Raw genomic sequence first — 13,111 nt, 5'->3', positions numbered from 1 at the left:
CGCGATGACCACCGACCCGACCAGTGAAGGTTTCCGCTCCATGACTGACGCGCACCGCGTACTCGTGCTGAATTCCGGCTCCTCGTCGGTGAAGTACCAGCTGCTGGACATGCGCGACCGCTCAAGGCTGGCCACCGGCCTCGTCGAGCGGATCGGCGAGTCCTCCTCCCGGCTGGTGCACACACCGCTGAAGGGCGGGGAGCCCCGCGAGCGCACCGGCAGGATCGCCGACCACTCCGAGGCGCTGGAGGCCGCGGCCGACGAGCTGGCCGCCGACGGGCTCGGGCTGGACTCCCCCGAACTGGCGGCGATCGGCCACCGGGTGGTGCACGGCGGGCTGAAGTTCAGCGAACCGACCGTGATCACCGACGAGGTACTGAAGGAGATCGAGCGGCTCGTCCCCGTCGCCCCGCTGCACAACCCGGCGAACATCACCGGGATCCGTACGGCGCAGGCGCTGCGCCCGGACCTGCCGCAGGTCGCGGTCTTCGACACGGCGTTCCACACGACGATCCCGGAGTACGCGGCGCGGTACGCGATCGACGTCGAGACCGCCGACGCGCACCGGATCCGCCGCTACGGCTTCCACGGCACCTCGCACGCGTACGTCTCGCGCAGGACGGCCGAGCTGCTGGGCCGCCCGGTGGCCGACGTGAACGTGATCGTGCTCCACCTGGGGAACGGCGCCTCGGCCTCCGCGGTGGCGGGCGGCCGGTGCGTGGAGACGTCGATGGGACTGACCCCCTTGGAGGGGCTGGTCATGGGTACGCGTTCCGGGGACATCGATCCGGCCGTCACCTTCCACCTGAAGCGGGTGGCGGGGATGTCGGCGGACGAGATCGACGTCCTGCTGAACAAGAGGAGCGGCCTGGTCGGCCTGTGCGGCGACAACGACATGCGGGAGATCCGGCGCCGGGTGGACGAGGGCGACGAGCGTGCCACGCTCGCGTTCGACGTCTACATCCACCGGCTGAAGAAGTACATCGGCGCCTATTCGGCGGTCCTCGGCCGGGTGGACGCCGTGGTGTTCACGGCGGGGGTCGGGGAGAACTCGGCCCCGGTGCGGGAGGCTGCGCTCGCGGGACTGGAGGGTTTCGGCCTGGCCGTGGACACCGGCCGCAACGCCGTACGGTCCGGCGAACCGCGGCTGATCTCGCCCGAGGGCGCCCGGGTGGCGGTCGCCGTCGTCCCCACGGACGAGGAGCTGGAGATCGCCGGCCAGACCTTCGACCTGGTCCACAACTGAGCGGGGCCGCGCCCCTTTGTATCTTCCACCAGACGGAATATTCCGCAGTGAAACAAACCGATAGGATCCGCCTCATGCGCCGTTCCAAAATCGTCTGCACCCTCGGTCCCGCCGTCGACTCCCATGAGCAGCTCGTCGCTCTGATCGAGGCCGGCATGAGCGTGGCCCGTTTCAACTTCAGTCACGGATCCCACGAGGAGCACCAAGGCCGTTACGACCGCGTCCGCAAGGCCGCCGCCGAGTCCGGCCGCGCGGTCGGCGTGCTCGCCGACCTCCAGGGCCCCAAGATCCGCCTCGGGAAGTTCGCCGAGGGTCCCGTCGAGCTGGTCCGCGGGGACGAGTTCGTCATCACCTCGGAGGACGTCGCCGGCGACAAGTCCATCTGCGGCACCACCTACAAGGGGCTGCCGGGCGACGTCGCCAAGGGTGACCCGATCCTGATCAACGACGGCAACGTCGAGCTGAAGGTCGTCTCGGTCGACGGCCCCCGGGTCACCACCATCGTCATCGAGGGCGGTGTCATCTCCGACCACAAGGGGATCAACCTCCCCGGTGCGGCGGTCAACGTCCCCGCGCTGTCCGAGAAGGACGTCGAGGACCTGCGGTTCGCCCTGCGGATGGGCTGCGACCTGGTCGCGCTGTCCTTCGTGCGGGACGCCGAGGACGTCAAGGACGTGCACAAGGTGATGGACGAGGAGGGCCGCCGGGTCCCCGTCATCGCCAAGGTCGAGAAGCCGCAGGCCGTCGAGCACATGGAGGGCGTCGTCGCCGCCTTCGACGGTGTGATGGTCGCCCGCGGTGACCTCGCCGTCGAGTATCCGCTCGAGAAGGTCCCGATGGTGCAGAAGCGCCTCATCGAGCTGTGCCGCCGCAACGCGAAGCCGGTGATCGTGGCGACCCAGATGATGGAGTCGATGATCACCAACTCGCGCCCGACCCGCGCGGAGGCCTCCGACGTCGCCAACGCGATCCTGGACGGCGCGGACGCGGTCATGCTGTCGGCGGAGTCCTCCGTCGGCGCGTACCCGATCGAGACGGTCAAGACGATGGCGAAGATCGTCGTCGCCGCCGAGGAGGAGCTCCTGTCCAAGGGCCTCCAGCCGCTGGTGCCGGGCAAGAAGCCGCGCACCCAGGGCGGTTCGGTGGCCCGCGCGGCCGCCGAGATCGCGGACTTCCTGGACGGCAAGGCGCTGGTGGCCTTCACCAAGTCCGGTGACACGGCCCGCCGTCTCTCCCGTTACCGCGCCGCGCAGCCGATCCTGGCCTTCACCACGGAGGAGGCCACCCGCAACCAGCTCGCGCTGAGCTGGGGCGTCGAGTCCTACGTCGTGCCGCACGTGGACAACACGGACGCCATGGTCGACCTGGTGGACGCGGAGCTGCTGAAGCTGAACCGCTACAGCGACGGCGACACGATGGTCATCACGGCCGGCTCGCCTCCCGGCGTCCCCGGCACCACCAACATGGTCCGGGTGCACCACCTGGGCGGCGAGCACGCCTGACGCACCGTACGCACCGACGACCGTGGCCCGCACCCCCGTTCTCACGGAGGGTGCGGGCCACGGTCGTCGTGCGGCTCCCGGACGGGTCTGCGACTAGCTGTTGCCGCCGGTGAAGTAGTTCTGCAGTCCGGGGACCTTGAGCGAGCCGCCGAACTGGCCGGCCTGCTTGACGGTGGCGTCGGTGAAGAAGGCGAAGGGCACGTTCAGCGGCGGCGGGGTCTCGGGGCTGAACGTGATGGGGATGAGGCCGAAGAGGTTGCCCTTCAGCTCCTCCGTGTACATCGTCACCTGGCCGTTGCGGATGGTGGAGGTGGAACCCTCCTCCGCCTTGACGTGGCCGGTGGTGCCGCCCGGGCCCTTCGTCAGCTGGTGCAGGTCCTTGATGTCGATGGTTTCGGCGGTGAACTTCAGGACCTTCTTGACACTGCCGTTGTACGTCTTCACCTCGACGATGCCCGCGTAGTCGAGCCCGGTGAGCGTGAGCTTCGAGGTCTCCAGCGTCCACGGGTCGTCCGGGAGCAGCGGGAGGCCCTCCTCCAGGTCGGCCGCGGCGAGCGCCTCGGGGTCGGCGGTCGGGCAGGGGAAGCGCTCCTTGGCGCCGTCCGGGATGTCCTCGTCCTTCACCGGGTCGAGGCCCTTGACGTCGTCGTCGAGCTCCTCGACGTCCTCGCCCGCCTTCTCGGCCGCGTCACGGATGGCGTCGGTGGTCTTGTCGACCGTGTCCTTCACCGCGTCCGTGGCCTTCTCGACGGGCTTCGTGGTGGCGCTCTCCGTCGGCTTCGGGGCCTCCGTGGTGGCGCTGGGGGACGGCTCGGCCGTCTCCTTGTCCGGTCCGTCGAAGAGGTCCTTGAGCGCGTCGCCGACACCCAGCGGGTCGAGGGGGTTCTTCGACTCCGTGGGCGTGGGGGTGGCCGAGGTGGCGGTCCTGTCCGCGGAGGCATCCGCGGACTTCTCGTCCTCGGACGCGCTCGCACTCGCACTCGCGGAGGGGGTCGGCGTCGCGGTCGCGTCGTCCTTGCCCGCGTCGTCCTCGCCCGCCTCGTCCTTGTCCGCGTCGTCCTTGTCCGCGTCGTCGGACGGCGAGGCGCTCGGGGTCGGCTCCGTCTCCGGTTCCTCCGACTCGGACGGCTCGTCGGAACGGGTCACACAGGGCCCGGGCGCGAAGGGTATGTCCGCGTTGTCGTCGGCCATGGCCAGCTTGGGGGTGAGTCCCATGCCCACGAAGACGGCCGTCGGCATCGCTGCGAGCGCGAACGCCTTCTTGCCCGCGGGCATGTGCAGCTTCGTCAGGAGTGACTTCCTGGGCGCCGCGTGGCGGGGCCCGCTCCGCTCCGGAAGGTCCTCCGGACCGAAGTCGTTCATCTGCCCGTCGTCACCCCGCACGATGCCTCCCACCGTCGGCCTCCGCCGCCGCCTTGAAGAGCATCGGCCTCCGCGGGGCCTCGCCCGCGTCGTGGGGCTCCTGGCGGTGCTCAGGCGCCTCGGGGGCGTCGACCCTGGACATCTGCGCCTCCGGGCCCTCGGAGGCCGGGACACCCGTGGCCTCGGCCGGGGCCCAGGCGATCGAGAGCGCTCCGCCGAGAAGGGCGAACAGGAAGCCGATGATGAAGCCGCCTATGTTGGCGACCGGTATGGAGATCAGCGCGAGCAGGATCGCGGCGACGCCTGCGAACACCCGCACGATGTGGTGGAACCACATCGTGAATCCCAGCGTGATCAGCAGGATTCCGATGATCAGCGAACCCGCACCCGCGGTGGTGGACATCGCGATCGTCATGTTGCCGAGGTGCATGTTGGCGTACGGGAAGTACGCGATGGGTAGACCACCCAGGATGGTGAACAGGCCCGCCCAGAACGGCCGGTTACCCCGCCAGGTGCGGAATCCCCGCCGGTAGACGGTGAGGTGGTGCTCGTTCTGCCCTGTGGACTCGGGGCTCATGGAAAACAGCTCCCTGGAACCGGTACTGCTGTGAGAAGAGAAGGGGTGGGCAGCCGGAGGTCCTCACGGAACCCTCCGGCCGCCCCGGGCGAGTGCTAGAAGCACTCCTTGACGCCCTTGTGCAGCTTCAGGCTCAGGTTGCTGAGCTTGAAGGTGCCGGCGGTGGTTGCCCACGCCGTCTGCTCCACGTTGGACAGCGTGGCCGTCTCGGCACGCTGCGCGAAGCCGTTCGGGTTGACGGCCTTCTCTGTGCCGGGCTGGATACCGGGCTTACCGACCGAACCGGCGGCGACGCCGATGTCGATGTTCTCGAAGTACGCGTCCGCGTCGAGCTGTGCGACGTCGAGGTACAGGTTCGTCGCCTCGACGGGCTTCTTCGGGTCGGTACCCGCATTCAGCTCCAGGCTGACGCTGCCGAGACCGAACGGAAGGTCAGGCGTGACCACCGACTGGCACATGTTGGTGATCGTGGCGCTGCTGAAGCCGGAGACGGCGACCGGGTGCGCCGCGTCCTTGCCCTTGAGGTCCTTGCCGACAGCGACGCTGCCGTACTGGACGAAGTCCTTGCCGACGAGCTTGTCGGTGCTGACCTTGAAGCTCTGGCCGGAGACGCTGAAGGACGCGGCCAGCGCACCCTGCGCCAGGCCGACGCCGACCGCTGCGGTCGCGACGACGCTCGGCACCATGACCAGAGCGAAACGCTTCCATCTGGTACCACCGCGAACCTGCGAACTCATAAATTTCCTCCTTCTCGGACGTACATCTCCGGTACGGGCATGGTGCCCGCCCTGGGATGGGAGAAGTGCTACGTCCTCGGGAAGGAGAGCGCCCGGACCGGAGGCGCGTACCGCATCCGAATCACCGGCGATCACCCCCGAGCGACAACCACTGGCCGCGCGTCTGCGCAACCGGTTCGGACAGGCCCTGCCCAGGGGCAGGAACCCCCCTGTCCGCGATCGGCGCCACTGCCGCCGACCACCCGGTGGGGACCCAAAAGACCCTCCTGCGCGACTGGCCGTCGGGCTGGGGGGTATTGGACCGAGCGTGGCCGATCGTGGTGCATTCGCGGCCTGGACACAAGGGGGGTCGTTACTGACTAGTAACGACCCGATAACCAGTACACGACAGGGGGATACCGCCCGGCCACACAGGGTGGCACCGGGGTGACGGGCGAACAGCGGGATTACGGCCCGAAACCGGACAGACCGCTGGAGGCGATTTACTGCGAGTAACAGTGCGTACTTTTATCAAGTTTTGGTAAAGCGGGTGTGTCCGTTGTCGTTCGCCCGCGAAAACGGCCGTGGCGCCCGGTGGGCTCCACGGCCGTGTTGTCACATCAGAACAAGACGCGCGCCAGCGCTGTCCGCGCGGCGGTGACCCGCGGGTCGTCGGGGCCGATCACCTCGAAGAGCTCCAGGAGCCGCACCCGTACGGCGTCGCGGTCGTCGCCGAAATTGCGGCGCACCGTCTCGACGAGCCGGCCGAAGGCGTCCTCGACGTGCCCGCCCACGAGGTCCAGGTCCGCCGCGGCCATCTGCGCCGCCGGCCGGTCCGGGTTCTCCGCGGCCTCCTTGCGGACCTGCTGCGGGTCCAGGCCCGCGACGCGGCCCAGCAGTTCGGCCTGGGCGAGGCCCAGCTTCGCCTCGCTGTTGACCGGGTCGTCGGCCAGGACGCTCCTGTAGGCCCGGACCGCGCCGTCGAAGTCGTTGGCGTCCAGCGCCTGCGCGGCGGCTTCCAGCTGCGCGTCGTACGGCCCGGCGGGCACCTCCGCGGGGGCGTTCTCCTCGCCACCCGCTCCGGCGTCCGGGTCGACGGCGATCCCGGTCAGACCGAACCGCTCCTCGCCGACCTGGATCAGCTGGTCCAGCGTCTGGCGGATCTGGCTCTCGGGGGCCGCGCCCTGGAAGAGCGGGAGGGCCTGTCCCGCCACCACGGCGAAGACCGCCGGGATGCCCTGGATCCCGAACTGCTGCATCAGCATCTGGTTGGCGTCGACATCGACCTTGGCCAGCACGAAGCGGCCGTTGTACTCAACGGCGAGGCGCTCCAGGAGCGGGCCGAGCTGCTTGCACGGCTCGCACCACTCGGCCCAGAAGTCGATGACGACGGGGACTTCGGTGGAGCGCTGGAGGACGTCGGACTCAAAACCCGCCTCGTCGACGTCGATCACCAGCGAGGCGGGGGTCACGGCGGCGCCGCCCCCCTGCCGGGCGGACTCCGCGCGGGCCTGCTCCGCCTTCGCCTTGGCGTCGCCGGCCGCCTTCACAGCGGCGAGGTCGACGACGCCGCTCATGGACATGTTCCTAGGCTGCATACGTACATCCTCCCCCCTGTGCGCACTGTTCCGGAAAGCGATCCGCGAACCGGTTCCGCCCACAGCCGCGCCGGAGTGCGCGACGGGTGGACGGAAACGGTCCCGGGGCCCTGAAAAACCCCGTGTTCGGCGCCGGGTCCCCACCCGGTGCCTGTGGCTGTCGATCGGTCGTGGCGTCACGACGGACGGACCGTCGCTTCTTACGCTACGGGTCGTAGCGTAACTGGCAGGCCCCCCTCCGGGGCAAGAGCGCCCGGTGATCTGTCTCACGGGCTCCCGGGCCGGTCAGTACTACTTACCGGCCGGTATGGTCGCCGCATGCTGAGCCGCAGCCCAACCGGACCCTCTCGTTCCGGACGACCCCGCAGCCCCGAAGCCGATGCCGCGATCCTCGAGGCGACCCGTGCGTCGCTGGTCGACCTCGGCTGGTCGAAGCTGACGATGGGCGACGTGGCGACGCGGGCGGGGGTCGCCAAGACGACGCTCTACCGCCGCTGGGCCGGCAAGAACGAGCTGGTGGTGGACGCGGTCGCCGTCCTCTTCGACGAACTGGAGCTGCCCGACCTCGGCAGCCTCGCGGCCGACGTGGAGGCGGTGGTCCTCCAGTTCGCGGCCCTGCTGGAGCGCCCGGAGACCAAGACGGCGCTGATGGCGGTGGTCGCCGAGTCGACGCGGGACGAGGCGCTGCGGGACCGTATACGCGATTCGATCGTGACCCGGCAGAAGCACCTCGTCCTCCAGGGGCGGGAGCGTGCGCAGCGGCGCGGTGAACTGCCCGTCGAGCCGGACGCGGTGGTGGCGGCCCGCACCGCCGACCTGATCTTCGACGTGATCGCCGGCGCCGTGGTGCACCGCGCACTGGTGAGCGCCGAGCCCGTCGACACCGACTGGGCCCAGCGCTTCACCCTGCTGCTGCTCTCGGGACTGGGAGCGGCGGCCTCGCGGGAGGACTGACCGGGTCAGAAGCCCGGCGGCTCCGTGTAGACGCCCCACTCGTCGCGCAGCACCCCGCAGATCTCACCGAGGGTCGCCTCCGCCCGTACGGCCTCCAGCATCGGCGCGATCATGTTCGAGCCGTCGCGCGCGGCGGCCAGCATCGCGTCCAGCGCGCCGCGGACCTTCGCCTCCTCGCGGTCTTCCTTGCGCCCGGCGAGCTCGCGCACCTGCTCGCGTTCGACCTCGTGGCTGACGCGCAGGATCTCCAGGTCGCCGGTGACGGACCCGTGGTGGACGTTGACGCCGACGACCCGCTTCTCGCCCTTCTCCAGCGACTGCTGGTAGCGGAAGGCGGATTCGGCGGTCTCGCCGGTGAACCAGCCGTCCTCGATGCCGCGCAGGATTCCGGAGGTCATCGGTCCGATGGGGTGCTTGCCGTCCGGGTGCGCCCGGGTGCCGCGCTCCCTGATCTGCTCGAAGATCTTCTCGGCGTCGGCCTCGATGCGGTCGGTGAGCTGCTCGACGTACCACGAACCGCCCAGCGGGTCGGCGACGTTGGCGACCCCGGTCTCCTCCATGAGCACCTGCTGGGTGCGCAGCGCGATCTCGGCGGCCTGCTCGGAGGGCAGGGCGAGCGTCTCGTCCAGGGCGTTGGTGTGCAGGGAGTTGGTGCCGCCGAGGACCGCGGACAGCGCCTCCACGGCGGTGCGTACGACGTTGTTGTACGGCTGCTGGGCCGTGAGCGAGACACCGGCGGTCTGGGTGTGGAAGCGGAGCCACTGCGCCTTGTCGGTCTTCGCGCCGTACGTCTCCTTCATCCAGCGGGCCCAGATCCGGCGGGCGGCGCGGAACTTCGCGATCTCCTCGAAGAAGTCGAGGTGCGCGTCGAAGAAGAAGGAGAGCCCGGGGGCGAAGGCGTCGACGTCCAGGCCCCGGGAGAGGCCGAGCTCCACGTAGCCGAAGCCGTCGGCGAGGGTGTACGCGAGCTCCTGTGCGGCCGTGGCCCCGGCCTCGCGGATGTGGTAGCCGGAGACCGACAGCGGCTTGTAGTCGGGGATGTCGCGGGCGCAGTGCTCCATCAGGTCGCCGATGAGCCGCAGATGGGGCTCGGGCTGGAAGAGCCACTCCTTCTGCGCGATGTACTCCTTGAAGATGTCGGTCTGGAGCGTGCCGTTGAGCACGGCCGGGTCGACGCCCTGGCGCTCGGCGGCGACCAGGTACATGCAGAAGACGGGGACGGCGGGCCCGCTGATCGTCATGGAGGTGGTGACGTCGCCGAGCGGGATGTCCCGGAACAGGACCTCCATGTCGGCGGCGGAGTCGATGGCGACGCCGCAGTGGCCGACCTCGCCGAGTGCGCGCGGATCGTCGGAGTCGCGGCCCATCAGGGTGGGCATGTCGAAGGCGACACTGAGTCCGCCGCCGCCGTTGGCCAGGATCGTCTTGTACCGCTCGTTGGTCTGCTCGGCGTTGCCGAAGCCTGCGAACTGGCGGATCGTCCAGGTGCGGCCCCGGTAGCCGGTCGGGTGGAGTCCCCGGGTGAAGGGGTACTCGCCGGGCCAGCCGATCCGCTCGAATCCTTCGTACGTGTCGCCGGGGCGCGGCCCGTACACCGGCTCCACCGGGTCACCGGAGAGCGTGGTGAAGTCCGCGTCGCGCTTGCGGGCCTTGTCGTAACGGGCCTGCCAGCGGCGGCGGCCTTCCTCGATCGCATGAGCGTCCATGGAGACAAATTTACTAGGACGTCCTAGTAAATGTCGACGGCAAACCGCCCGGCGCTTGGCGCGGGGCGGTTCGGGCGGTGCGGATCAGGCCTTGACGGCCTGCGGGGAGCTGTCGGCGATCAGCGGCTCGACCTCCCGGACCACCTTGCGCTCGACGAAGAACGCGGCGGTCGGGATCGTCCCGGAGATCAGCACCCAGAGCAGCTTGCCGACCGGCCACTTCGCCTTGGAACCGAGGTCGAAGGCGAAGATCAGGTAGATGATGTAGAGGACACCGTGGACCTGCGAGACGACGAGTGTCACGCTCTCACCGGTGTCGAAGCCGTACTTGAAGATCATGGATACGCACAGGATCAACAGCATCACGGCGGTGACGTAGGCCATCACCCGGTAGCGGGTCAGCACACTGCGTTTCATGGCATCGAGCGTAACCGGGCGGCCGGGGCGATCTTGCGGCGCCCTGCCCCTCGCGACGGCGCCCCGTCCGGTGCGGCTACTTGTCCTCGAAGTCCTGGGCGGCCACCCGCAGCGGGCGCAGCATGGCGAAGATCTCGGCGCACTCCTCGTCGTCGTACGCCCCGAGCCCGAAGTCCATCGCCATCAGGTCCTGGCTGGCCGCCTCGACGACCTCACGGCCCTTGTCCGTGATGGAGGCGAGCGTTCCGCGGCCGTCGTTGGGGTTGGGGCGCTTGTCGACCAGCCCCGAGCGCACCAGCCGGTCGACGGTGTTCGTCACGGAGGTGGGGTGCACCATCAGGCGCTCGCCGATCTTGGACATCGGCAGCTCGCCGGCCTGGGAGAAGGTGAGCAGGACCAGCGCCTCGTAGCGGGCGAACGTCAGCCCGTACGGTTTCACCACCGCGTCCACCTCGGCGAGCAGGATCTGCTGCGCACGCATGATCGACGTGATCGCGCCCATCGAGGGCACCGGCCCCCAGCGCCGGTGCCAGAGTTCCTCGGCGCGGGCGATGGGATCGAAGGGGAGGCTGAGCGGCTTCGGCACGGCCACGACCTTACCCACTGGTCACATGGCGGTCAGCACCGTCTCGCACTTCGGTACCGGACGCGCGTTCTACGCACCTCGACGACCAGCAGGAGTGTGCAGACGGTACCGACCGCACCCGAGTACGCGACCACCTGGTGCACCGGGAAGAACTCCGCCGCCAGCCCCGCGAGGGCCATGCCGAGCCCCTGGACGTCATCAGCCCGGCGGTGAGGAGCGTCATCGCCCGGCCCCGCAGCTGCTCGGGGACCGCCTCGACGAACCACTGGTCGAGTCCGATGATGTACGCCGCCCCCGCCCCGGCCAGCACGAGAGCCGCCACGGTCAGGACGGCCCCCGGGCGGAACGCGTACAGCACGAGGGGCAGCAGCCCGAGCGCGGCGGTGGGCAGCACGATCCGGGAGCGGGCGCGGGGGCCGAGCGCGGTCGCCACGTACAGCTCGGCACCGATGTGGCCGACGGCCATCGCGCACATCAGCAGTCCGAGGACGGCGGGGCCGGCGCCGATCGCGTCCGCGTACGGAGCGGCGAGGGCCTCCGGGGCGACCACGAAGAAGGCCGGCACCCAGAAGAGCAGGAGCAGCCCCCGGATCCGGCGGTCGCCGAGGACGGCGCGGGCCCCGGCGAGCGACTCCTTGAGCAGCGCGCCACCGGCGTCCCCTCCCCCGCGGGCGGGCCGGTCCCGGGTGCCGAGGCGCAGCAGGGCCGCCGAGCAGAGGAACGTCACCACGGTGACGGTGATCGCCCCGCGCGGGGACAGCGCGGTGAGCAGCAGCCCGCCCGCACCGAAGCCGACGAGCACGGCGCTCTGCGAGACCAGACGCAGCAGTGAGCGGCCCAGGACGTAGAGGTCGCCCTCCCCGAGGATGTCGGTGAGGGCCGCCGTCCGTGTCCCGGTGAAGACGGGCGCGATCGCGGCCACCAGGCAGCGCAGCGCGAGGAGCCCCGCGACGGGTGTGGCGGGGAGCACCATCACGGCGACGCAGCCGGCGCAGACCAGGTCGCAGGTGACGAGGACGCGGCGGGCGGGGTACCGGTCGGCGACCCCGGCCAGGAGCGTGCCGCCGACGATGTACGGCAGGAAGCCGAGCGCGAAGGTGAGGGCGGACAGGAGGGGCGAGCCGGTGAGGTCGTAGACCAGCACGGTGAGCGCCAGTTCGCTGACGACCACGCCGAGGAGGGAGAGCAGATGCGCGGCGAAGACCGCCCGGAACTCCCGTACGGCGAAGACGGCGCGGTAGCCCTTGACCCGGGGTTCTGTCTCCGGGGCGGAGCCCGGGTCGGAGGAGGAGTTCCGCTCCGGAGACAGGGCCGGGGACAGCGCCTCGACGGCGGGCGTTTCGCGGGGTGTACCCGTCGGCGTGGTGTCGTTCGGCATGGACGCAGCGTGGCTCAGAGACCCGGCCCTTCCGTAGACTTTCGGCTCACGCCGAAACTTGAGTGGGCACCATGCCGTTCCAGCTGTACTTCGACGAGAGCGACCTGCTCCGCTGCCGCTTCGCCCTCTCCCCGCTCTGGGAGACGCAGGAGGCCGTACGCACGCTCCGCCGCCCCTCCCGGCACGGCTACCACCTGCCGTGGCTCCGGCAGGTCGAGGAGGGCGCCGCCGGGCTGGATCTCGCGCCGCTGTGGCTGCTGATGCCGGAGCACGGCCACAACCCGGACTTCATCTGTCCGCCGCCGCTCGGGCCGCTCGCCACCTTCGCCGAGGAGATCGCGGCCGTGCGCGCGACGGATCCGGCGACCGCCCGCGACGACATGGCGCTCGCACTCGCCGACATCCCGGGTGGCCTGCGCTCCCCCGCCGGGCAGCGGATGCTGGCCGACCCGGCTCGCGCGGTCCAGGAGCTGGCGGACCTGCTGGAGCGGGCGTGGGAGGTGATGATCGAGCCGCACTGGCCCCGGTTGCGCGCCCTGCTGGAGGCGGACGTCGCCTACCACTCGCGCCGCCTCGCCGAGGTCGGTTTCGAGCGGCTGCTCGGCGAGATCAGCCCACGGCTGCGCTGGACGGACTCGACCCTGACGGTGGCCGGCACCAGCGGGAACCACAGCCGGGTCCTGGGCGGGCAGGGGCTCGTCCTGATGCCCAGTGTCTTCGTCTGGCCGGACGTCGTCGGGGGTTACGAGCCGCCCTGGCAGCCCGCGGTGATCTATCCGGCACGCGGCATCGGCGGACTGTGGACGGAGTCAGCCGACCGGACGCCGGACGCGCTCGCCCGGCTGCTGGGAAGGGCCCGAGCCGACGTGCTGTGCGCCCTCGGTGAACCGGCCGGGACGAGCGCGCTGGCGCACCGGCTCTCGCTCGCCCCGTCCTCCGTGTCCGCGCATCTGTCGGCGCTGCGCGCGGCGGGTCTGCTCACCTCGCGGCGCTACGGCCACCAGGTGCTGTACGAGCGCACGCCGCTGGGCATCGCGCTGGCGGCGCAGGAGCCGTGAGCGCGTCGTCC

The 13,111-nt window shown here is 70.3% G+C and carries 11 protein-coding genes and 1 pseudogene; 4 read left to right on the top strand and 8 right to left on the bottom strand.

The window, feature by feature from the left end:
• Positions 1–40 precede the first annotated feature (40 nt).
• Positions 41–1,246, top strand: coding sequence for an acetate kinase (locus ACIP63_RS12890; protein WP_401514359.1), 1,206 nt, complete (start codon positions 41–43; stop codon positions 1,244–1,246).
• A gap of 74 nt (positions 1,247–1,320) precedes the next feature.
• Entirely contained in the window at positions 1,321–2,748 is a 1,428-nt protein-coding gene (pyk, locus tag ACIP63_RS12885) for a pyruvate kinase (protein ID WP_401514356.1), read from the top strand.
• A 93-nt stretch (positions 2,749–2,841) separates the two neighbouring features.
• Here the strand turns inward: pyk and ACIP63_RS12880 are convergent, their stop codons facing one another.
• The 4 genes from ACIP63_RS12880 to ACIP63_RS12865 all read right to left on the bottom strand — a co-directional run bounded on the left by ACIP63_RS12880 (position 2,842) and on the right by ACIP63_RS12865 (position 6,980).
• Positions 2,842–4,131, bottom strand: a complete 1,290-nt coding sequence (locus ACIP63_RS12880) for a hypothetical protein (RefSeq protein ID WP_401515109.1) — start codon at positions 4,129–4,131, stop codon at positions 2,842–2,844.
• Positions 4,121–4,687, bottom strand: coding sequence for a DUF6114 domain-containing protein (locus tag ACIP63_RS12875; protein WP_401514353.1), 567 nt, complete (start codon positions 4,685–4,687; stop codon positions 4,121–4,123). Before ACIP63_RS12875 ends, ACIP63_RS12880 begins: the two co-directional genes overlap by 11 nt.
• A 95-nt stretch (positions 4,688–4,782) precedes the next feature.
• Positions 4,783–5,424, bottom strand: coding sequence for a DUF6230 family protein (locus ACIP63_RS12870; RefSeq protein ID WP_104789203.1), 642 nt, complete (start codon positions 5,422–5,424; stop codon positions 4,783–4,785).
• Between the two features lie 599 nt (positions 5,425–6,023).
• On the bottom strand, positions 6,024–6,980 hold the full coding sequence (locus ACIP63_RS12865; RefSeq protein ID WP_401514350.1) for a tetratricopeptide repeat protein: 957 nt from the start codon (positions 6,978–6,980) through the stop codon (positions 6,024–6,026).
• Positions 6,981–7,319: 339 nt separating this feature from the next.
• On the opposite strand from ACIP63_RS12865, the gene ACIP63_RS12860 reads away from it, so the two are divergent.
• On the top strand, positions 7,320–7,955 hold the full coding sequence (locus ACIP63_RS12860; protein WP_401514347.1) for a TetR/AcrR family transcriptional regulator: 636 nt from the start codon (positions 7,320–7,322) through the stop codon (positions 7,953–7,955).
• A 5-nt stretch (positions 7,956–7,960) separates the two neighbouring features.
• Here the strand turns inward: ACIP63_RS12860 and ACIP63_RS12855 are convergent, their stop codons facing one another.
• From ACIP63_RS12855 to ACIP63_RS12840, 4 genes and pseudogenes are all read right to left on the bottom strand, one after another.
• Positions 7,961–9,661 carry a methylmalonyl-CoA mutase gene (locus ACIP63_RS12855; protein ID WP_401514344.1) on the bottom strand — a complete coding sequence of 567 codons (1,701 nt, stop codon included), beginning with the start codon at positions 9,659–9,661 and terminating at the stop codon, positions 7,961–7,963.
• A gap of 84 nt (positions 9,662–9,745) precedes the next feature.
• Positions 9,746–10,078 (bottom strand): DUF3817 domain-containing protein, encoded by a 333-nt coding sequence (locus ACIP63_RS12850; protein ID WP_401514342.1) that lies wholly within the window; start codon positions 10,076–10,078, stop codon positions 9,746–9,748.
• Positions 10,079–10,154: 76 nt separating this feature from the next.
• Positions 10,155–10,664, bottom strand: a complete 510-nt coding sequence (locus ACIP63_RS12845) for a MarR family transcriptional regulator (protein WP_356711533.1) — start codon at positions 10,662–10,664, stop codon at positions 10,155–10,157.
• A 10-nt stretch (positions 10,665–10,674) separates the two neighbouring features.
• Positions 10,675–12,042 (bottom strand): annotated as a pseudogene (locus ACIP63_RS12840) (MFS transporter).
• Between the two features lie 71 nt (positions 12,043–12,113).
• Here ACIP63_RS12840 and ACIP63_RS12835 point away from each other — a divergent pair.
• Entirely contained in the window at positions 12,114–13,100 is a 987-nt protein-coding gene (locus tag ACIP63_RS12835) for a DUF5937 family protein (protein ID WP_401514338.1), read from the top strand.
• Positions 13,101–13,111 lie beyond the last annotated feature (11 nt).

Origin of the sequence: Streptomyces sp. NPDC088746, assembly GCF_044751065.1 — a bacterium.
Lineage (GTDB): Bacteria > Actinomycetota > Actinomycetes > Streptomycetales > Streptomycetaceae > Streptomyces.
Note: the sequence above shows the minus strand (reverse complement) of the source record. Positions and strands in the feature narration are given on the sequence as shown.

Bases quoted from the DNA above. Each gene is read 5' to 3' on its own strand.
- ACIP63_RS12890 (WP_401514359.1), top strand. From the start codon at position 41: ATGACTGACGCGCACCGCGTACTCGTGCTGAATTCCGGCTCCTCGTCG.
- pyk (WP_401514356.1), top strand. From the start codon at position 1,321: ATGCGCCGTTCCAAAATCGTCTGCACCCTCGGTCCCGCCGTCGACTCC.
- ACIP63_RS12875 (WP_401514353.1), bottom strand. From the start codon at position 4,687: ATGAGCCCCGAGTCCACAGGGCAGAACGAGCACCACCTCACCGTCTAC.
- ACIP63_RS12870 (WP_104789203.1), bottom strand. From the start codon at position 5,424: ATGAGTTCGCAGGTTCGCGGTGGTACCAGATGGAAGCGTTTCGCTCTG.
- ACIP63_RS12865 (WP_401514350.1), bottom strand. From the start codon at position 6,980: ATGAGCGGCGTCGTCGACCTCGCCGCTGTGAAGGCGGCCGGCGACGCC.
- ACIP63_RS12860 (WP_401514347.1), top strand. From the start codon at position 7,320: ATGCTGAGCCGCAGCCCAACCGGACCCTCTCGTTCCGGACGACCCCGC.
- ACIP63_RS12855 (WP_401514344.1), bottom strand. From the start codon at position 9,661: ATGGACGCTCATGCGATCGAGGAAGGCCGCCGCCGCTGGCAGGCCCGT.
- ACIP63_RS12850 (WP_401514342.1), bottom strand. From the start codon at position 10,078: ATGAAACGCAGTGTGCTGACCCGCTACCGGGTGATGGCCTACGTCACC.
- ACIP63_RS12835 (WP_401514338.1), top strand. From the start codon at position 12,114: ATGCCGTTCCAGCTGTACTTCGACGAGAGCGACCTGCTCCGCTGCCGC.